This is a genomic window from Acinetobacter pengchengensis (genome assembly GCF_982235305.1).
Map to the genome: position 1 here is coordinate 801127 of NZ_CEVATJ010000001.1, position 19736 is coordinate 820862.

At 41.0% G+C, this 19736-nt stretch carries 18 protein-coding genes and 2 pseudogenes; 9 read left to right on the forward strand and 11 right to left on the reverse strand.

The genetic code is table 11. The features are described 5' to 3' along the window. Nucleotides 1-3: 3 nt before the first annotated feature. Together pgaC and pgaD are read left to right on the forward strand one after the other, a co-directional pair. Complete coding sequence (gene pgaC / locus AC0T5Z_RS03915) at nucleotides 4-1272, forward strand: poly-beta-1,6-N-acetyl-D-glucosamine synthase (protein ID WP_435337602.1); 1269 nt, start codon at nucleotides 4-6, stop codon at nucleotides 1270-1272. Further along, nucleotides 1265-1798, forward strand: coding sequence for a poly-beta-1,6-N-acetyl-D-glucosamine biosynthesis protein PgaD (gene pgaD / locus AC0T5Z_RS03920; RefSeq protein ID WP_180043619.1), 534 nt, complete (start codon nucleotides 1265-1267; stop codon nucleotides 1796-1798). Before pgaC ends, pgaD begins: the two co-directional genes overlap by 8 nt. On the opposite strand, the gene pgaB is transcribed toward pgaD, so the two are convergent. Both pgaB and trpS read right to left on the reverse strand, forming a co-directional pair. Then, nucleotides 1758-3014, reverse strand: a complete 1257-nt coding sequence (pgaB, locus tag AC0T5Z_RS03925) for a poly-beta-1,6-N-acetyl-D-glucosamine N-deacetylase PgaB (RefSeq protein ID WP_435337603.1) — start codon at nucleotides 3012-3014, stop codon at nucleotides 1758-1760. The two genes, pgaD and pgaB, sit on opposite strands and share 41 nt — an antisense overlap. Nucleotides 3015-3430: 416 nt before the next feature. Then, entirely contained in the window at nucleotides 3431-4444 is a 1014-nt protein-coding gene (trpS, locus tag AC0T5Z_RS03930; protein ID WP_435337604.1) for a tryptophan--tRNA ligase, read from the reverse strand. Between the two features lie 209 nt (nucleotides 4445-4653). On the opposite strand from trpS, the pseudogene AC0T5Z_RS03935 reads away from it, so the two are divergent. Beyond that, a pseudogene (locus AC0T5Z_RS03935) lies at nucleotides 4654-4890 on the forward strand (DUF808 family protein); the annotation flags it as partial. Between the two features lie 16 nt (nucleotides 4891-4906). Here the strand turns inward: AC0T5Z_RS03935 and AC0T5Z_RS03940 are convergent. Continuing rightward, complete coding sequence (locus AC0T5Z_RS03940) at nucleotides 4907-5935, reverse strand: IS701 family transposase (protein ID WP_473786263.1); 1029 nt, start codon at nucleotides 5933-5935, stop codon at nucleotides 4907-4909. Between the two features lie 55 nt (nucleotides 5936-5990). On the opposite strand from AC0T5Z_RS03940, the pseudogene AC0T5Z_RS03945 reads away from it, so the two are divergent. From AC0T5Z_RS03945 to AC0T5Z_RS03955, 3 genes and pseudogenes are all read left to right on the forward strand, one after another. Continuing rightward, a pseudogene (locus tag AC0T5Z_RS03945) lies at nucleotides 5991-6680 on the forward strand (DUF808 domain-containing protein); the annotation flags it as partial. Between the two features lie 40 nt (nucleotides 6681-6720). Then, a complete protein-coding gene (gene ypfJ / locus AC0T5Z_RS03950) occupies nucleotides 6721-7626 on the forward strand; it encodes a KPN_02809 family neutral zinc metallopeptidase (RefSeq protein ID WP_435337657.1) in 906 nt (301 codons plus the stop codon). A gap of 137 nt (nucleotides 7627-7763) precedes the next feature. Further along, complete coding sequence (locus AC0T5Z_RS03955) at nucleotides 7764-8051, forward strand: MGMT family protein (RefSeq protein ID WP_291334098.1); 288 nt, start codon at nucleotides 7764-7766, stop codon at nucleotides 8049-8051. A 181-nt stretch (nucleotides 8052-8232) separates the two neighbouring features. On the opposite strand, the gene AC0T5Z_RS03960 is transcribed toward AC0T5Z_RS03955, so the two are convergent. From AC0T5Z_RS03960 to carA, 6 genes are all read right to left on the reverse strand, one after another. Next, entirely contained in the window at nucleotides 8233-8673 is a 441-nt protein-coding gene (locus tag AC0T5Z_RS03960; RefSeq protein ID WP_004972175.1) for a universal stress protein, read from the reverse strand. Between the two features lie 189 nt (nucleotides 8674-8862). Further along, the gene (locus AC0T5Z_RS03965) at nucleotides 8863-9501 is read right to left on the reverse strand and encodes a CatB-related O-acetyltransferase (protein WP_435337659.1); all 639 of its coding nucleotides are present in this window, start codon (nucleotides 9499-9501) and stop codon (nucleotides 8863-8865) included. A 94-nt stretch (nucleotides 9502-9595) separates the two neighbouring features. Next, nucleotides 9596-9808 carry a hypothetical protein gene (locus AC0T5Z_RS03970; protein WP_291334087.1) on the reverse strand — a complete coding sequence of 71 codons (213 nt, stop codon included), beginning with the start codon at nucleotides 9806-9808 and terminating at the stop codon, nucleotides 9596-9598. Nucleotides 9809-9918: 110 nt separating this feature from the next. Further along, nucleotides 9919-10395 carry a transcription elongation factor GreA gene (gene greA / locus AC0T5Z_RS03975; RefSeq protein ID WP_291340641.1) on the reverse strand — a complete coding sequence of 159 codons (477 nt, stop codon included), beginning with the start codon at nucleotides 10393-10395 and terminating at the stop codon, nucleotides 9919-9921. 85 nt (nucleotides 10396-10480) lie between these two features. Continuing rightward, nucleotides 10481-13711 (reverse strand): carbamoyl-phosphate synthase large subunit, encoded by a 3231-nt coding sequence (carB, locus tag AC0T5Z_RS03980; RefSeq protein ID WP_291340643.1) that lies wholly within the window; start codon nucleotides 13709-13711, stop codon nucleotides 10481-10483. A gap of 15 nt (nucleotides 13712-13726) precedes the next feature. Further along, entirely contained in the window at nucleotides 13727-14866 is a 1140-nt protein-coding gene (carA, locus tag AC0T5Z_RS03985; RefSeq protein WP_291340644.1) for a glutamine-hydrolyzing carbamoyl-phosphate synthase small subunit, read from the reverse strand. A gap of 321 nt (nucleotides 14867-15187) precedes the next feature. Here carA and AC0T5Z_RS03990 point away from each other — a divergent pair, with 321 nt between their 5' ends. After that, entirely contained in the window at nucleotides 15188-15667 is a 480-nt protein-coding gene (locus AC0T5Z_RS03990; protein WP_291340646.1) for a hypothetical protein, read from the forward strand. 126 nt (nucleotides 15668-15793) lie between these two features. Here AC0T5Z_RS03990 and AC0T5Z_RS03995 read toward each other — a convergent pair whose 3' ends face one another. Both AC0T5Z_RS03995 and yhbY read right to left on the reverse strand, forming a co-directional pair. Continuing rightward, nucleotides 15794-16333 carry a DOMON-like domain-containing protein gene (locus tag AC0T5Z_RS03995; RefSeq protein ID WP_291340648.1) on the reverse strand — a complete coding sequence of 180 codons (540 nt, stop codon included), beginning with the start codon at nucleotides 16331-16333 and terminating at the stop codon, nucleotides 15794-15796. 6 nt (nucleotides 16334-16339) lie between these two features. Beyond that, nucleotides 16340-16663, reverse strand: coding sequence for a ribosome assembly RNA-binding protein YhbY (gene yhbY / locus AC0T5Z_RS04000; protein WP_004972158.1), 324 nt, complete (start codon nucleotides 16661-16663; stop codon nucleotides 16340-16342). A gap of 295 nt (nucleotides 16664-16958) precedes the next feature. Between yhbY and rlmE the strand changes: the two genes are divergently transcribed. Next, entirely contained in the window at nucleotides 16959-17609 is a 651-nt protein-coding gene (gene rlmE, locus AC0T5Z_RS04005; protein WP_291340650.1) for a 23S rRNA (uridine(2552)-2'-O)-methyltransferase RlmE, read from the forward strand. Between the two features lie 136 nt (nucleotides 17610-17745). After that, nucleotides 17746-19635, forward strand: coding sequence for an ATP-dependent zinc metalloprotease FtsH (gene ftsH, locus AC0T5Z_RS04010; protein ID WP_291340652.1), 1890 nt, complete (start codon nucleotides 17746-17748; stop codon nucleotides 19633-19635). The last annotated feature ends 101 nt before the right edge of the window (nucleotides 19636-19736 follow it).

Below are 19736 nucleotides of genomic sequence, written 5' to 3' on the forward strand. Positions count from 1 at the left end.
ATTATGATGAACTTTGCACAATTTGATCTGAGTGATTTATATTTTGGCTTTGCATTTTTCTATCCGCTGTTTATGGCGTGGTTATGGATTGCAGGCGGAATCTGGTTTTATTTTAAGCGCGAATATCGTCAAAATGATTTGCCTGAACCTAGTCAGGAAGGCTGTAGTATCATTATTCCTTGTTTTAATGAAGAAGAACACGTCCGTGCGACTATTCGTTACGCCATGCAGACGCAATATCCACTATTTGAAGTGATTGCAGTCAATGATGGTAGTAGCGATAGAACAGCCGAAATTTTAGATGAACTGGCAGCACAATATCCAAAACTTCGTGTAGTCCATTTGGCTGAAAATCAGGGCAAAGCCTATGCCTTGCGGGCAGGAACGATGGTCAGCCAATATGAGTTTTTGGTGTGTATTGATGGTGATGCCTTACTGCATCCGCATGCAGTATTCTGGATGATGCACCAATTGACCAGTTATCCGCGTGTGGGGGCTGTGACAGGAAATCCACGTATTATTAACCGTTCTAGTATTTTAGGTAAGTTACAAGTTGGTGAGTTTTCATCAATTATTGGTCTAATTAAACGTGCTCAACGTACCTATGGACGTATTTTTACTGTGTCGGGCGTGATCGCAGGTTTTCGTAAAACCGCTTTAGACCGCATTGGCTATTGGCGCGATGACATGATCACTGAAGATATTGATGTATCTTGGCGTTTGCAGTTTGACCACTGGGATTTGCAATACGTGCCGAAAGCTTTGTGCTACATCTATATGCCCGAAACCTTTAAAGGTTTGTGGAAGCAGCGTCTGCGCTGGTCGCAAGGTGGGGTAGAAGTCCTGTTTGCCTATGTGCGTAAGATGTTCAAATGGCGTTTGCGCCGTATGTGGCCGATTGCGATTGAAGCCATAATCAGTATTACTTGGGCATACGTAATTTTCGGGATATTCCTGTTATATCTGTATGGCTTATTTTTTCCTGTACCAACAGAATGGTACATCCAGACTATTTTTCCACAGTGGTATGGTGTAGTTTTGGGTGTGACTTGTTTGATTCAGTTCTTTGTCAGCCTCTGTATTGACCATCAATACGATAAAAGCCGTACATTCAGAACCTACTTTTGGGTCATTTGGTATCCATTATTTTTCTGGATTTTAATGATGCTGACGACAGTGGTGGCATTGCCTAAAACCATTCTGAAAAAGAATAAACGTGCGCGTTGGGTCAGCCCAGACCGTGGTTTTAGAGGAGAAGATGAACATGCCTAAATATGAAATGATTCAGGATGAATCTCAGCTCGAAATTCCTCAATATATTGATGAGCCAAAATATGTGCGCAATAAAAGTGCGGGCTATGGTCTATTCTTTTTAGGATGGCTGGTCTGGATTTGGCTGTTCTTGCCGCTGATTACCTTGCTGTTGTGGTGGTATGAAGGTTATACCGTTTATCACCACTTAATTATTGGCAATGGCCCAGATGGCCCGATCAGTTTGTTGCATATTGCTTTAGCCATCGACATTTTTATTCTGTTCTTGTTGGTGTGGGCAAGTTACAACTGGATTCGCTTTCGTAATAAAGAGCGTCGTCATGCACCGATCCCTGTGACTGCGGAACACATGGCGAAAAGTTTTGCTTTACAAGTTACAGATATTGAAACTTTAAAACAGGCTAAAAATGTGACTTTGCATTATGACGAAGACGGTGTTTTGCAACAGTACGCCATCAACCAAACTTTGCCAGTAGCGTCTGTCGCTACTGGGCTGAATCAGGTTCAGCCTCAAGCTGAAAACTAAGCTGCATGGGTTTGACTTGTGGATGCTGTGCAACAAAGTCATCAGGATAATAACCAATATGTTTCACACCATGCTGCTCTAAAAGTTGGATGCTGTGCTGCAATTCTTGAGTTGAAATTTTCTGCTGGTTGCGCCAATTGACCGTTTGTAATTCAAAAATAGTACGATCCAAATTTGGGTCGTATTTTTTTGCATGCTGAATTAAATCCAAATAGAATTTTTTATGGTTTTTGGCTTGCTCCATATAGGGCATGGCCATGATGGCATTGTAGTCATAATAACGATAGGTACTTGGCATGGACTGTGCAAACCATTGTTCACTTTGGGGTTGCGTGACCACGGGTGCATACATATTGCGCGCCACCAATAAATTGGGTTGGTATTGTTTGAGTACTTGAGTAATACCTGCTGCCAATTGATCTAAATAAGCAGTTTTATATTTGGCTAAGCGTGCCTGTTTGGGATGTCTGAGGTCTTTAAAAATACGATGTGAAAACCCCCATTGCTGATAATATTTACGTGCCAAAGCCGAAGAATCTTCATAATCTGACAAGGTCACATCATCATGGTACAACACACCATCGACAGGATTGTGTTGAATGAAATCACGGTAAATATCCACAATAATTTCTAGGTTTTTCTGTTCAAAAGGTGAGAGGCGAATATAGCCTTTTTGTTCGTCTTGACGATGTTGCACATAATTGAATTGCTGATTTTTCGGCAATTCCCACGCCAAAACGGGCAACCATGCATAAACATGCTGCACCTGTGTATTTTGACGAATTTGCTGAAGTAACTGTGGAAATAAGTTGTCACGTACTGGCACATAACGGTTTTCGAAATATACTTGATCTGCAGAGCCGTTGGCATCTGGGTCGGCAAATGCCTGTAAAAAAATCGTATTCGGTCGAATGTTTTGAATGCGTTGAATCAAGGCTTGAATATTACGTTGTTGCTGGGCTTTGTCTGTATCGAAAACATAATCTAAATCAATATGCATAATCCGCATTTGCGCAATAGGCTTATTGTGCTTTGTTTTTTGTTGAGTCTGTTGCGTGGTGGGTTGTTCCAAGTTTTTTATAACGTTTTCAATAGGATGTTGAGCAATCACAGGCAAACTTTGAGCATGTACAGCCATAGGCAGGGTTAGGATGAATAGTCCAATTTGACATACTCGGTTCAAGGCTTGGCTAATTTTTTTTGGAAATACAAACATAAGACTTTCATCAGCACCACACAATAGATTTACTCTAATCACAATAGCGGATAGTTCAAGTAGTTTTTTGCATATCGGGAAAGGATTTTGTATTGTTGAACAAGCTGTATAAACAGCTGATTCCAATAAAAAAATACGCAATGATTGGGGTGATCATTGCGTATGAAAAACGAATCTGCTTTCACAGCTTCGATAACGGAGAAATGTTATGAAATTAGGATCGCTCCTAAAGCATGTAAGTATACTAAACTGAGAATGAATACTATTCCGCAGTATTCAGGTTACGTGATGTTAAATCACGTAAGTAATAAGTGTTTTTTGTGAATCGCGTCATCTTATCTTGATTTTTCAACCAAATTTAAAGTCTCTTATTCATGTGAATAAGAGACTTTAAAATATTTATATCTACAAAATACTTAGAAGCGGAACACACCTAAGCCAGCTTTTACTTCATCTAAAGTTTGCTGAGTAATGTTGCGGCATTTGTCTGTACCTGTTTTCAAAATATCCATAATGTAATCAGGGTCTTTGGCAAGTTCGATACGACGCTCACGGATCGGGCCAATCAATTCTTTTAAAATGCCTTCTAAACGCTTTTTCACCGTACCATCACCCAAACCACCACGACGATAATGCGATTTTAGTTCTTCAAGTTCTTCTTTGTTGGTATCGAAGGCGTCTAAATAAGTAAATACCACGTTGCCTTCAACCTGACCCGGGTCTTCAATGCGCAGGTGATTTGGGTCGGTGTACATTGCATTGACGGCTTTTTTTATGTCTTTGTCTGTGGCATCTAAAACAATGGTATTGCCCAGTGATTTTGACATTTTGGCTTTACCATCAAAACCAGGTAAACGTCCTACATTTGACAACAACGCCTGACATTCAGGCAACAAGTCATGACCAATTTGACGGTTCACACGACGCACGATTTCATTGGTCTGCTCAATCATTGGAATTTGGTCTTCACCCACAGGGACAACCGTTGCTTTAAATGCAGTAATGTCAGCCGCTTGTGCCACAGGGTAACACAAAAAACCTGCGGGAATATCACGCTCAAAACCACGCATCTGAATTTCAGATTTAATGGTTGGATTTCGCTCCAAACGCGCCACAGTCACGAAGTTTAAATACAACATGGTGAGTTCGTTTAACGCAGGCAGGCAAGACTGCACGCAAATGGTGGTTTTTGTTGGATCAATGCCCACCGCTAAATAATCTGTTGCTACCTCAATAATATTACGACGCACTTTTTCAAAGTTATCGGCATTGTCAGTTAAGGCTTGAGCATCGGCAAGTAACAGATGTTGATGATGTGAGTCTTGTAAACCTACACGTGAACGTAAAGAACCTACAAAGTGACCTAAATGTAATTGTCCAGTTGGACGATCGCCTGTCAAAATCACAGGACGATTATCTTGATTACTCATTTTTTATTCCAAGTCGTATCTACGACATCTATGTACCGATGAATTGCTACATTGTAAGGCATAATATTTTTCAATGTCACTTCCTTAAGTGGATTGAATAGCATTTGCTGTAAAAAATCTTTTGCTATAAAAAATTAATGAAGTAAATACAGAATCTATGTACATTCAGTTTTAAAATAACTTGAAAATTGCATAAGGATAACAACGCAATGGCGAGCAGCTTATTACTTTTATTAGATGACATTGCAACTGTTTTAGATGATGTGGCGGTTATGAGCAAAATGGCTGCCAAAAAAACTGCAGGGGTTTTGGGTGATGATTTGGCACTGAATGCACAGCAAGTCAGTGGGGTGCGTGCAGAACGTGAGTTGCCTGTGGTATGGCGTGTGGCCAAAGGTTCATTCATCAATAAACTGATTTTAGTACCATTGGCATTATTAATTAGTTAGGACTTACGCACTATTATTTATAGATTTTCTGTGGCAGCAGATGATTCTTATCGAGAATAAATTCATCAATAAAGTTCTTGATAATTGGTTTAAATAATTTCTTCTGCCAACGATATACATTTTCAAAGATCCGCTCAAACTGGTTCTTTTGTATCTCAACATAGGCCATCAAGGCTGAAAAAATATGATTCAAAATCAGTTTAGATCGTCTTACTTGAAACTTTTCAATATGACAAACCTGTTTAATCACTCGGTGATATTGTTCTATTTTCCAATGACTTGAATGTAATTCATGAAAACCATCAAAGGACAATAAATCATCTTCATCTTGATGCACAATATAAAACCTCTGCTGTTCTTTTAACTGAGTCTTAAATAATTGTACAAAGCCAAAATCTTTGAGCCAGACCACTTGACCCTGATGGAAATCTGGCAATAAACGCAGTTGAAACCATTGTCCTTTTTCTGGGGAAACCTTACGGTTACAGTCGATACCAAACATAAATCGAATACCATATTTTCTTATGGTTTTTAGATTTCCAGTCGATGAATACCAACTATCACCTGTAATAAATTGAATCTTTGCACCCCAACTGAGTACTTCACTTAACATATCCATAAAGTAATCATTCTTGGTTTTACTTTCAGATTTGTCATAAATTCGGAAATTAATTGGAATATTTTGACCATTTTGATCTGTCGCATACAAGGTAATGAGATTAATACCCTTGACGGATCGGTGGTGTTTGCCTGACCAAAAATAGCTAACTAAGTCCATATGTTGACTATATGGTTTATCTAAAACAGTATCATCAATACTGACTATAAGTTTATTATTATCAATATGTTGAATTGCTTCTTGATATAGGTCGTGAGGTGTGTAGTCTTCACGCTCTAGAAAGCGATTTACACTATCATGCGAGATATTATAAGTCTCGGCAAGTTGTGTGCAGCTAATAGAGTTCGGTTCTGTCATGAGAAAGCCCATATAAATGGGTAGAGTACAAGTTGCTGTAGAAGCATTTTTAATTCGTCTGATCACAGATACTTTATAAGGTATTTTAATACTTTTTTGAATCCGTCAATGCGTAAGTCCTATTAGTGTAGTTGCACCGTGGTTAATCAATCCTTTATTGGTGATTGGTGGGTTGTTCTTAAGCTATGAAGGTGTGGAAAAAATCATGCACACCTTACAGCACAAAAAAGCCCAAACGTCTAAAGAAGCACAATTAGAATTAATTCAAACCGAGCAAGACCTTGCGACTTATGAAACTGAAAAAATTAAAGGTGCAGTGCGTACTGACTTTATTTTATCGGCGGAAATTGTAGTGATTTCATTGGGTACAGTAGCAGCCGCAAGTTTCTTAACCAAAGTCACCGTATTGAGTGTGATTGCCGTTGCTATGACAGTTGGGGTCTATGGGTTTGTAGCGTTAATTGTCAAAATTGATGACATCGGTTTATATCTCACAGAACAAGCCACCAAGTTTAAACAACGCATTGGGCGTGGTTTACTGGCATTTGCTCCAATTTTAATGAAGACATTATCTGTGGTGGGTACTGCAGCGATGTTCTTGGTTGGTGGCGGAATTATCAATCATGCGATTCCTTTTGTGCACCATTTCACAGAAGATACGGTAGAGTATGTACAAGACATCCCAACCATGGGGAGTATTGTAGGTTCAGTCACGCCAATGTTGATTAACCTTGTCGTGGGTATTTTGGCAGGCATTTTGGTGGTGATTGTGGTCACACTCGTTCAAAAAGTGTGGTCAAAGTCTAAATAGGCTTAATCTGTTATCAGGGTTTAAGAGAAGGATAAGAATAATGCGTTGGAAAGGTCGTCGAGTTAGCACAAATGTAGAAGACCGCCGTGGTGGAGGTGGAGCAAAAGCGGGTGGTATTAGTATTTTGGGCTTAGTGGTGGCCTTTGTTGCGTGGAAGTTTTTTGGGGTAGATCCTCAATCGGCTTATCAAGCGACCAAGCAAGTCACCTCGCATGCACAAAGTACTGAAACCAAAGGTTTAGACAATCCAAGCCCCGAACAACAAGAGGCAATTGAGTTTGTGGGCACTGTTTTGGCTGATACGGAAGACACGTGGTCACAAGTGTTTCAGCAGCAGTTAAATAACCAGTATGTGCCGCCTAAACTAGTGTTATTTACAGGTGTAGTTAATTCTGGCTGTGGTACGGCACAATCGGCGATGGGGCCGTTTTATTGTCCTGCCGATCAAAAAGTATATATTGATACTTCATTTTTCCAAGCCATGCGTCAGCAAATGGGCATCGGGGGTGAGCAAAATCAGACTGAATTAAGCCGAAATGATCAGGCAGGCGATTTTGCCCAAGCCTATGTGGTAGCGCATGAAGTTGGGCATCATATTCAGACTATTTTAGGGATTTCAGAGCAAGTGCATAAAGCACGTCAGCAAGTCAGTGAAGTGCAAGGTAACCAGCTTTCGGTGCGTCAGGAGTTGCAAGCGGACTGTTTATCGGGGGTGTGGGCGCATCATAATCATCAACGTACTCAATTCCTGGAACAAGGCGATATTGAAGAAGCGATGGACGCTGCACATAAAATTGGGGATGATTACTTGCAAAAACGTTCACGTGGACAAGTCGTACCTGATAGCTTCACGCATGGTACTAGTGCGCAGCGCGTACAATGGTTCCAAACAGGCTTAAAGTCAGGCTTGATTAACGATTGTGACACCTTCAATGCCGCAATATAAGTGACTTAAACTTGTATGATTATGATAAAAGGAGTGATTGATTCACTCCTTTTTCTTTTTACTAATTGCAGAAAATCAGGCTGTTTATGAAGTCAAATATACCTATTACAAAACCCAGCGATGAATTAGCACAATAGATTTTAGCCGTGGTGTGTCTAATTCCTAAAGGGCATGTAGCGACTTATGGACAAGTGGCGGCATTGGCAGGTTTACCCAAACATGCGCGATTAGTGGGGTATGTCTTAAAGCATTTGTCGGCAGGTCATCAAGTCCCGTGGCATAGAGTGATTAATGCACAAGGCAAAATTAGACTAAGTAAGTTGAATACTCAGGGAGAGAATATACAAGTATTAAAGCTAATGGCTGAAGAAATAGTTGTGCTTGAAGGTAAAGTAAATTTAAAACAATACCAATGGCGACCTTGAGTCGTTGAAAAAACAAGAGGGAAGAAAGCAAAGCTTAAGCAGACTAAATATTATGTTGTAAGCAAAGTGGTTTAAGAAATTGTTGAAATGAAAAACAGTATAGTTTTAAGTGCATGAAGATGTGAAAAAGAAAGAAAAAGCGAAAAGTTCCCCATTTCCGAAGAAATGAGGAACAAAAAACTTATTGGCGTACCACAAGTACAGGTGTTGTGCCTTCGCTTAAAATGCTTTGAGCAACGCTACCTAAGAATAATTTTTTCAAGCCAGTACGACCATGAGAACCGATCACGATCAGGTCAGCATTTAAGTCTTTTGCAGCGTTGGTAATTTCGCGTGCAATTACTTGACCTTCAAGTAGTTTAGTTTCAGCTTCAACACCTTGTTCAGTGAATTTTTGCTTTGCTTCTTCTAAAGTTTTTACAATAGAAGCGCGCGCGCGTTCAATCAAGTCATTGGTTTGGTTTGCAGTGATGTATTCTGCAGCAATATACGGGTCAAGTGTAAGTACTTGTACCACAGTAATTTTACTACCAAATGCTTTTGCAAGTTCAGCAGCTTTTGCAACAGCAGCAAAAGAAGTTTCAGAACCGTCCACTGGTACGAGGATGTTTTGGTAAGCCATGAGTGTTTCTCCTTATTGTAATTTCAATACTTTAATAAAATATTCGCTCTGAGTCCTGTCTTATCTTACGCTGAATTTATAGAGAATAAAACCCAGTAATTTCATAAAGATAATTGAGTGCTGTAAGTCCTTATTTCACCTTAATTTAGCATGAAATTATGACGCTGTGCTTGAAATTCAACTAAAGTTTTAGTCCTTATTGTTGTGCTGATTTTTAAAAAATTCCACCAGTTTTTTAACGTCATCTGTCTGCAATTGTTCTCGTATTTGTAGCAGATATTTTTCATCTAAATCATACAGTTTTAGTGCCAGAATGTCGGAAATTTCAGCTGCATTAAAACGGTATTTAATCACTTTAGCAGGTACGCCCGCCACAATGGCATAAGGTGGTACATCTTGCGTAACCACTGCACCTGTAGCCACAATAGCACCTTCACCCAGTTCAACGCCTTGCATAATCATGGCTCGACTGCCAATCCAGCAACCATCACCAATTTTGGTATCACCTGCAGCAACAAAACTACGGGTATCGAATGGAAAAGCGGAAATCCAGTCACTGCGATGCAATTGATTGCCGCCCATCATAATCACACATTCCGCACCAAAGCAGACAAAATTACCAATATAGAGCTGATCAATTGGTTTTTCTGCTGTGGCGGGTTTGTCGTGCAAATAACGTACTACACAACGCTCAAAGCCTTGATCCCAATAAGCTGAATAATACGAGTAATTGCCTTTAATATGGATATTCGGATTTTTTACAGTTTTGGAGATAAACTCAAATTCGCACCAGTGTTTGACAGGGGAATTAATCAGCGCTTCAGACATGGTTTTTTCGTATGGGAAGGTGAGGGAATTATAACGAATGTTGCTTAGTACTGCTAAAAAGTGCGAAAGTTTTTGCGTTGTAGGGATGTTCTGATTATCTAAACCAATGCCACAAATACATAAAAACATTTTTAACACTATTGGGAAAGATGAAACCCCAAATGCCAAAAAGGAGTGATGCGGCCAATACGATACTGACGGGACTGGTTTGTGTATTGATGAAGAGTCCCCAGACAGGAATTAAAATCAGTCCTAACACTGCCCCAGAAAGCGCATAAACAAATGTATGAATGATGCGATTTTCCATCTTATTTTCCTAAATTTTTGTCGCAGTATAATCCATACATCATTCATTGTGATTTTTAGACAATAAAAAACCCCTCAAAGAGGGGCATCGCGTGCAGTTATCTTTAATTCTTAAAGATATTCTACATTCACAATTTCGTATTCCACTTCGCCTTGCGGGGTCACAATTTTGGCTTCATCGCCTTCATTTTTACCCAACAAACCGCGTGCAATTGGCGAGTTCACTGAAATTTTATTGATTTTAAAATCAGCTTCATCATCACCTACAATTTTGTAAGTTTTTTGCTCTTCAGTCTCTAGGTTTTCAATGGTCACAGTTACACCAAAAACCACACGTCCGTTTTGTTCCAACTCTTTAACATCAATCACTTGGCAAGCGCCCAATTTACCTTCGATGTCTTGAATACGGCCTTCGCAGAAACCTTGCTGTTCACGTGCGGCATGGTATTCGGCATTTTCTTTTAAATCGCCATGTTCACGTGCTTCTGCAATCGCTGCAGTAATACGTGGACGATCCACAGTTTTCAGTTGGTGTAGTTCTTTCTCTAGGGCAAGTTTGCCTTCGGGAGTCATAGGATAACGTTGCATAGTTGTCCCTCAGTAATAAAAAATAAAAGTCTATAAATGAAAAAAGCCCGCCACCGAGAAGGTGGCGGGACTTCTCAGTAACGAATTAACCTAATGTTAAATCTTGCAAACGATATACATCCATTGGTAATTTAATCGCTAAGGCTTGGCATACAGCATCTGCACCATTCAAGGTTGTGGTGTAATACACTTTACCTTGTAATGCAGAACGACGGATTGAGAATGAATCTTGCTGAGCTTGTTTACCTTCAGACGTATTGATGATGAGGTGAATCTCACCATTTTTCAAGCGGTCTACAATGTGCGGGCGACCTTCAGTCACTTTATTCACACGTTCACACTCAATACCTGCATCGGTGATGACTTTATGAGTGCCACTCGTTGCAACAAGTTTGAAGCCAAAATCAGCCAATTGTTTTGCAATACGCGCCACATGCGGTTTATCTGACTCACGTACAGACAAGAATGCATGTTTCACTTCGCCTTCAGTTGGAATTCCTGGTAAGCGATCATTCGAGCCTAGCACGGCTTTATAGAATGCTTCACCAAAAGTTTTGCCTACGCCCATGACTTCACCTGTAGATTTCATCTCAGGCCCAAGCACTGGGTCTACACCAGGGAATTTGTTGAATGGGAACACAGCTTCTTTCACAGAGAAGTGTTCCGGAATGATTTCTTTAGTAAAGCCTTGAGCTTCTAAAGATTGACCCGCCATACAACGTGCTGCAACTTTAGCCAATGATTCGCCAATACACTTAGAAACGAACGGAACAGTACGTGATGCACGTGGGTTCACTTCCAAGATATAAACGTCGTTGCCTTTCACTGCAAACTGTACGTTCATTAGACCAATAACGCCCAACTCTTTTGCCATTGCAACAGTTTGACGACGCATTTCGTCCTGTACTTCATCTGACAATGAGTAGGGTGGAATTGAACATGCCGAGTCACCAGAGTGAATACCTGCTTGTTCGATGTGCTGCATAATACCGCCAATCACCACATTTTTACCGTCAGATACGCAGTCTACATCAACTTCAATCGCATCATCCAAGAAACGGTCTAACAGTACAGGTGCATCGTTAGACGCTTGAACTGCATCACGCAGGTAGCGTTTCAATTCTTCCTCGTTATACACAATTTCCATTGCACGACCACCCAATACATAAGATGGACGAACAACGAGCGGATAACCTACTTTCGCTGCTTCTGCGATACCTTCTTCAGCAGATTTTACAATGCTGTTATTAGGTTGACGCAATTGCAGACGTTGAATCATTTGCTGGAAACGCTCACGGTCTTCTGCGCGGTCAATTGCATCTGGTGATGTACCAATAATTGGCGCACCTGCTTCTTCTAAAGCGCGTGCCAATTTCAATGGAGTTTGACCACCGTACTGCACAATAATGCCTTTTGGCTTTTCAGTACGTACGATTTCAAGTACATCTTCTAAAGTAATTGGTTCGAAGTACAAACGGTCTGAAGTATCGTAATCGGTAGATACTGTTTCAGGGTTACAGTTCACCATAATGGTTTCGTAACCGTCTTCACGCATTGCAAGCGCAGCGTGTACACAGCAGTAATCGAATTCAATACCTTGACCAATACGGTTTGGACCACCGCCAATCACCATGATCTTGTCTTTCGCTGAAGGGTTTGATTCACACTCTTCATCGTAAGTTGAATACATATATGCTGTGTCAGATTCAAACTCTGCAGCACAGGTATCCACGCGTTTGTAAACTGGGGTTACGCCCAAGTTCCAACGGTGTTTACGGAATTGCTTTTGTGAAATGCCCATCAAGTTCGCAATACGTAGGTCAGATAAACCTTTACGTTTGAACGAGCGAATGTTGTCAGCGTTTAGATCACCAAAACCTAAAGTTTTGATTTCGTTTTCAGTGTTAACGATGTCTTGAATTTGAATCAAGAACCAGCGGTCAATTTTGGTCGCTTCAAAAACTTCGTCCAAGCTAAAGCCGTGACGGAAAGCGTCAGCCACGTACCAAATACGCTCAGGGCCTGGAACTTTTAATTCAACTAAAATCTTGTCGCGTGCGCCTTCAGCACCCACTTCAATTTGTTCGTCAAAACCACAAGCACCAGTTTCTAAACCGCGAAGGGCTTTATTTACAGACTCTTGGAAATTACGGCCAATTGCCATGACTTCACCTACAGATTTCATCTGCGTGGTTAAAGTCGCGTCAGCTTGAGGGAACTTTTCAAAGTTGAAACGTGGAACTTTAGTTACAACGTAGTCAATTGCAGGTTCAAATGATGCAGGTGTTGTACCACCCGTGATGTCATTTTTCAATTCATCAAGGGTGTAGCCTACAGCCAATTTTGCTGCAACTTTTGCAATTGGGAAACCAGTTGCTTTAGAAGCCAGTGCAGATGAACGTGATACACGCGGGTTCATCTCAATCACAACCATACGGCCAGTATTCGGGCAAATACCGAACTGTACGTTAGAACCACCAGTTTCTACACCAATTTCACGCAGTACTGCTAAAGATGCATTACGCATCAATTGGTATTCTTTGTCTGTCAAGGTTTGCGCAGGAGCAACGGTAATTGAGTCACCTGTGTGCACGCCCATTGGATCAAAGTTTTCAATTGAGCATACGATGATACAGTTGTCGTTTTTGTCACGTACAACTTCCATCTCATATTCTTTCCAACCAATGAGTGATTCATCAATCAATAACTGTTTGGTTGGGGAAAGATCGAAACCGCGTTCACAAATTTCAAGGAATTCTTCTTTGTTGTATGCGATACCGCCACCAGAACCACCCATCGTGAATGATGGACGAATAATCACAGGGAAGCCAAAGCGAGATTGAATCTCAAGTGCTTCTTCCATAGATTCAGCAATCGCTGCTTTCGGGCACTCAAGACCAATTTTGCGCATTGCTTGATCAAACAGTTTACGGTCTTCAGCTTTTTCAATCGCGTCTTTGGTTGCACCAATCAATTCAACATTGTATTTGGCTAAAATACCGTTGGCATCTAATGCAAGCGCACAGTTCAACGCAGTTTGACCGCCCATAGTCGGAAGTACTGCATCTGGACGTTCTTTTTCAATGATTGCTGCAACAGTCTGCCAAGTGATTGGCTCGATATAGGTTGCATCTGCCATTGCAGGGTCAGTCATGATGGTCGCAGGGTTCGAGTTTACCAAAATAACGCGGTAACCTTCTTCACGCAGCGCTTTACATGCTTGAGCACCAGAATAGTCAAACTCACAAGCCTGACCAATAACAATAGGACCAGCACCAATAATTAAGATGCTTTTAATATCCGTACGTTTAGGCATTATTTCGCTCCTTAATTACTTCTTAGCGGCTTCAATAAGATCGATGAAATGATCGAACAATGGTGCGCAGTCATGTGGACCTGGACTTGCTTCTGGGTGACCTTGGAAGCTAAATGCAGGCTTGTCTGTACGATGAATACCTTGGTTTGTGCCATCGAACAATGAACGATGCGTTGAACGTACATTGCTTGGTAAGGTGTTTTCATCTACCGCGAAGCCGTGGTTCTGAGAAGTAATCATCACTGTACCAGTATCTAAATTCTGTACAGGATGGTTTGCGCCGTGGTGACCGTGCGACATTTTCATTGTTTTTGCACCAGATGCAAGTGCAAGAATTTGGTGACCTAAGCAGATACCAAATACAGGGGTATTCGTGGTTTCTACAATTGTTTTTACAGCTTCAATTGCGTAGTCACATGCAGCAGGGTCGCCAGGACCATTTGACAAGAAAATGCCATCTGGGTTCAGTGCAAGTACGTCAGCAGCAGGGGTTTGTGCAGGGACAACGGTTAATTTGCAACCGCGGTCTGCGAGCATACGCAGGATGTTGGTTTTGACACCGTAATCGTATGCAACCACATGATATTTAAGTTCAGGTTGAGTAAAGCCTCTGCCAAGTTCCCATGAGCCCTCAGTCCATTCAAAACCTTCAGGGTCACAGCATACTTTTGCAAGATCTAAGCCGTTTAAGCCGCCAAATGCACGTGCTTTCGCAATTGCTTCTTCTTCAGTGATATTTTCACCAGCAAGAATACAACCGTTTTGCGCACCTTTGGAACGTAAAATACGGGTCAATTTACGGGTGTCAATATCGGCAATTGCAACAACATTGTGTTGTTGTAAGTATTCACCTAATGATTGAGTAGAACGGAAGTTACTGTGTAATAAAGGCAAGTCACGGATAATTAAACCGTTTGCCCATACGTTATGAATTCGACCTGACTCAACATCTTCATCATTGCAACCAGTGTTCCCAATATGTGGGTAAGTTAAAGTCACAATTTGTTGTGCATAACTCGGGTCGGTTAAAATTTCTTGATAGCCAGTCATGGCAGTGTTAAAAACGACTTCACCAGTCGTGCTTCCCGTTGCACCGATAGACGTACCTTTAAAGATTGTACCGTCGGCGAGGGCTAAAATGGCGGGGGTGCTCAAACCAAAGCTCCTGAACTAAAACCACAAAAATAGGGCTGTAAAAAAGCGAGTAGACGAAAAAAAAGGAAGGTCAATGTTTAAACCTACCCTCCCATGTCTGCTCGCTTGAACTTAACATTGCATTATACGCACGCACTCATTAAAAGTCCATTGCGAATCTGACGAATATGTAAGTTAAAAGACTTGCTTTTTTGCTAAGTTTATGTTTCGCGTGTAGTCCAAATGTAATCAATCTATGATTGTTAGACAATCCAAAAACCATTTTAGTCTAAATTGCCTTATGCTTAAATTATAAACAACAACGACCTTGGGTGAAGCAAAATGACTGAACAAAAAAAATCAGTATTTGACAAAAACGCAATCAAAGATGCGGTACATGAAAGTGCTGAAAAGCTTGAAAATGTAACGCATGATGCTAAAGAGCAGGTGCTTGATGTGGTTGCGGAAACGCAAGAAAAACTGCAAACCGAAGCCAAACAACTCAATGCTAGCGTGCAAGAACAATTGGGTCAGTTAAAGCAAGATGTGTTGCAAAAAATTGAAGCTTTAAAGGCACAATTTGGCAGTTCACCTAAAGATTTGGGTGAATTAAAAGACTTTGTGAAAACTGAATTTAGTGCAATCATTGAAGACCTTTCTAAACTTGGTAAAGAGTTGAAAGAAGATGTCAGTAGCATTTCAGTGAAACACAAAGATCAATTGGCTGAAACTTTTAAGCGTTCTAAAGAGCACACATTAGAAGCGTGGAAAAAAGTAAATCCATCAAAAACTGAAAAAAATGAAGAAACTGATCAAGCATAATATAGTTTAAACTGTTGCTGATTCAGCCATAAAAAAAGTGAGGTCATACGCCTCACTTTTTTTTATTCAAATTTTTTGCTCAAACCAAAAATTAATTCTTTCAATCTAAACTATTATTAATCACAGTTAAAACTGATGTAGCCAATCTCGCTTATTGTGAAAATCGGCGGCAGGACTGCTGTGTTGCATGGCATAAAACTGTTCACCCTGACTGGTTTTGAGCACAGCAGTGAGCCCAATAAACAAATCTGTCCATTTCAGTTTATGTTTCAGCATAAATTCGGTTAAATCCAAACTGACATTTAAACCGTAATGCGTGCGTTTCAACTGATTCAACTCAATATCATAAGCGGCCATAGGTGGAATTTGCTCAGGATAACGATATTCTTCAAAGGCATACGCCTGCCAAGCTTGAGAAGGGGAGAGATTGACTTCGCGATAAAAATCTTCGCCCTGAACGCCAATGAAAATTTCAAAGCAGGTCTGTTCCCACAAAAAGTCCTGACGTGGATGTGAAGTCACCAATGCAGGCCATTCGACCCATTGATTAGGATCACGCAGCCAGTAACCTACATTTAAGCTAAACGGACTTTGTTGCTCAATTGCACCGACCAAAGAAATCGCTTGACACTGACGATCAAAGGCGCTGAGTTCGTAACTTGCCATATAAACTTAGTTAGACAAATGGGCGTGACGAACTAAATTTGACAACTTGGCATTTTGTTTTGCTGCTTTTTTATAAAGCAAAGCAATTTTACCAATCGTTTGTACCACTTCAGAACCTGTTGCTGCAGCAATTTCAGTAATTACAGCTGCACGTACTTCACGGTCTTCACCACCAATTTTGACTTTTATCAATTCGTGATCGTTTAAAGCACGGTTGGTTTCTTCAATTACATTTTCAGTCAAACCTTGACCGCCAACCATCACTACAGGGTTAAGTGCATGACCAATTTGACGTAAACGCTTGCGTTCCTGAATAGAGAGAGCCGCCATAAAGATAACCTAATTTTAAAAACGGCTTAGTATAACAAAAGCCAATTTGAAACGCTGTAAATTCTATGCAAATAATCCGCGAACGTGGAGCAGTGCAAAAATATCAAAATTGAACATTTGCTTAGGTTTATCTAACGGTGATGAGTATTTTTTTAGGTCCCGGTACAGAAATAAGCGATGGATTTAATAGAAAAAACTTGTCAGTTATTGGCATTTAGATACAGATGTCTACTGCAAGCTTGCTAATTTTCACGTACAATCGCAATTTAGATGGCTATTCGTTACTAAGAGAGTTATGGCAACACGGATTACCAACCAAAAGTTATCCAAAAGTAGTCGCGCGTGGATGAGAGAGCACCTAGATGATCCCTTTGTGAAAAGAGCGCAAAAAGAAGGGTATCGTGCACGTGCTGCTTACAAACTACTTGAGATTCAAGAAAAATATAAACTGATCAAACCAGGCATGACGGTGGTGGACTTAGGTGCAGCACCGGGTAGTTGGTCGCAAATCGCAGGGAAACTTGTCGGTGACAAAGGTTTGGTGATCGCTTCCGATATTTTAGAAATGGACGCACTACCAGATGTGACCTTTTTACAAGGTGACTTCCGCGAAGAAGAAGTGTTCGAAAAATTGTTAAATATTTTAAACGGACGCACGGTAGATGTTGTAATTTCCGATATGGCCCCCAATACATCAGGTAATAAAGCTGTAGATCAACCGCGTCAAATTTACTTATGTGAGTTGGCTCTTGATTTTGCCAACCGCGTATTGGGACCCAATGGTCAGTTTGTGGTCAAAGTGTTCCAAGGTTCTGGATTTGACGAATTTCGTAAACAAGTCGTGGATAGTTTTGATGTTTTAAAGACAGCAAAACCTGCTGCTTCACGTGCGCGTTCCAAAGAAGTATTTCTTATTGGACAAGGGCGTAAAAACGCGTCTAAATAAAGTTTACTTGCCAAGCCGCTAAAAATTGTGCATTTTGTACGTTTTTAATGAATTGTCTAGCTGATGTTCAGCTTTTTGAATGAAAGGTCACCCAGTAACGGGCATGATCAAATTAGATTGATATGGGAATAAAGCTTTGAGCGATCTCTTCAAGAATGCCGTATTGTGGCTGATTATACTTGGTGTGCTGATTCTAATTTTCAGCAACATCAATAACAGTGAAAAGCCAACTGCAATGAACTACTCAGAGTTCGTTGCAGCGGTGAATGCTGGTCAAATTAAGCAAGTCACAATTGATGGCGAAAGAATTAGTGGCGAAAAAGTCAACGGCACGTCCTTTGAAAGCATTCGTCCAGCAGTTCAAGATCCTGAACTGATGTCGAATCTGATTAAAAACAACGTTGTAGTTGAAGGTACTGCACCTCAACGTCAAGGTTTGTTAATGCAACTATTGATCGCAAGTTTCCCTGTACTTTTAATCATTTTGTTATTCATGTTCTTTATGCGCAACATGGGTGGCGGTGCAGGTGGTAAAAACGGCCCGATGAGCTTTGGTAAGTCTAAAGCCAAAATGTTGTCTGAAGACCAAATTAAAGTCACATTTGCCGATGTTGCGGGTTGTGACGAAGCAAAACAAGAAGTGGTTGAAATTGTAGATTTCTTAAAAGACCCAGCTAAATTCAAACGTTTAGGTGCAACTATTCCTAAAGGTGTGTTGATGGTGGGTCCACCGGGTACAGGTAAAACCTTATTGGCCAAAGCCATTGCAGGTGAAGCTAAGGTGCCATTTTTCAGTATTTCTGGTTCTGACTTCGTTGAAATGTTCGTGGGTGTTGGTGCTTCTCGTGTCCGTGATATGTTCGAGCAAGCTAAACGTCATGCACCATGTATCATCTTTATTGATGAGATTGATGCGGTGGGTCGTCACCGTGGTTCAGGTACAGGTGGTGGACACGATGAACGTGAGCAAACACTTAACCAAATGCTTGTTGAAATGGACGGTTTTGAAGGCAATGAAGGTATTATTGTCATCGCTGCGACAAACCGTGCCGATGTACTGGATAAAGCTTTATTGCGTCCAGGTCGTTTTGACCGTCAAGTCATGGTTGGCTTGCCAGACATTAAAGGTCGTGAGCAAATTCTAAATGTTCACTTGAAGAAATTGCCTTCTGTTACAGGGGTAGATGTCAAAGTCCTGGCACGTGGTACACCTGGTTTCTCAGGTGCGCAATTGGCGAACCTTGTGAATGAAGCTGCATTGTTTGCTGCCCGTCGTAATAAAAACACGGTGGATATGCACGACTTTGAAGATGCTAAAGACAAGTTGTATATGGGCCCTGAACGTAAGTCGATGGTGCTGCGTGAAGAAGAACGTCGTGCAACGGCTTACCATGAAGCAGGCCATGCGATTGTTGCTGAAATGTTGCCAGGTACAGACCCTGTTCATAAAGTGACGATTATGCCACGTGGTTGGGCATTGGGTGTGACATGGCAACTGCCTGAGCATGACCAAACTAGCCATTATAAAGACAAAATGCTAAATGACTTGTCCATTTTATTTGGTGGTCGTATTGCGGAAGAGGTCTTTATCAACCAAATGTCGACAGGCGCATCGAATGACTTTGAGCGTGCGACTAAATTGGCGCGTGCGATGGTGACCAAATACGGTATGTCTGAAAAGTTAGGTGTGATGGTCTACGAAGATGATACTCAACAATCATTCATGGGTAGTTTAGGTAGCCGTACGATTTCTGAAGCAACCCAACAACAGGTAGATGCTGAAGTTCGTCGTATTATTGATGAGCAATATAAAGTAGCCCGCGATATTTTGGAAAATAACCAAGACATTGCCCACGCAATGGTAAAAGCATTGTTGGAATGGGAAACCATTGATCGTGACCAAATCCGTGACATCATGGAAGGTCGTGAGCCACAGCCACCTAAGGTATATATTGCAGACAATCCTGTGATTGATGTAACGCCAACTGATGGTCCTAGCACACCGCCGCCATTACCAGCGAGCTAGTCAGCTAACATGATTCAAAAAAGAGTCTTTATATAAAGGCTCTTTTTTATTTGTGTAGTTTACGTGCAGTTGTGACACGAATATTGGCAATGTTGAAGCCC

What these genes read in the sequence shown, in the direction of transcription:
- pgaC (WP_435337602.1), top strand. Translation starts at nt 4, where the DNA reads ATGATGAACTTTGCACAATTTGATCTGAGTGATTTATATTTTGGCTTT.
- pgaD (WP_180043619.1), top strand. Translation starts at nt 1,265, where the DNA reads ATGCCTAAATATGAAATGATTCAGGATGAATCTCAGCTCGAAATTCCT.
- pgaB (WP_435337603.1), bottom strand. Translation starts at nt 3,014, where the DNA reads ATGTTTGTATTTCCAAAAAAAATTAGCCAAGCCTTGAACCGAGTATGT.
- trpS (WP_435337604.1), bottom strand. Translation starts at nt 4,444, where the DNA reads ATGAGTAATCAAGATAATCGTCCTGTGATTTTGACAGGCGATCGTCCA.
- ypfJ (WP_435337657.1), top strand. Translation starts at nt 6,721, where the DNA reads ATGCGTTGGAAAGGTCGTCGAGTTAGCACAAATGTAGAAGACCGCCGT.
- AC0T5Z_RS03960 (WP_004972175.1), bottom strand. Translation starts at nt 8,673, where the DNA reads ATGGCTTACCAAAACATCCTCGTACCAGTGGACGGTTCTGAAACTTCT.
- AC0T5Z_RS03965 (WP_435337659.1), bottom strand. Translation starts at nt 9,501, where the DNA reads ATGTCTGAAGCGCTGATTAATTCCCCTGTCAAACACTGGTGCGAATTT.
- AC0T5Z_RS03970 (WP_291334087.1), bottom strand. Translation starts at nt 9,808, where the DNA reads ATGGAAAATCGCATCATTCATACATTTGTTTATGCGCTTTCTGGGGCA.
- greA (WP_291340641.1), bottom strand. Translation starts at nt 10,395, where the DNA reads ATGCAACGTTATCCTATGACTCCCGAAGGCAAACTTGCCCTAGAGAAA.
- carB (WP_291340643.1), bottom strand. Translation starts at nt 13,711, where the DNA reads ATGCCTAAACGTACGGATATTAAAAGCATCTTAATTATTGGTGCTGGT.
- AC0T5Z_RS03990 (WP_291340646.1), top strand. Translation starts at nt 15,188, where the DNA reads ATGACTGAACAAAAAAAATCAGTATTTGACAAAAACGCAATCAAAGAT.
- AC0T5Z_RS03995 (WP_291340648.1), bottom strand. Translation starts at nt 16,333, where the DNA reads ATGGCAAGTTACGAACTCAGCGCCTTTGATCGTCAGTGTCAAGCGATT.
- yhbY (WP_004972158.1), bottom strand. Translation starts at nt 16,663, where the DNA reads ATGGCGGCTCTCTCTATTCAGGAACGCAAGCGTTTACGTCAAATTGGT.
- rlmE (WP_291340650.1), top strand. Translation starts at nt 16,959, where the DNA reads ATGGCAACACGGATTACCAACCAAAAGTTATCCAAAAGTAGTCGCGCG.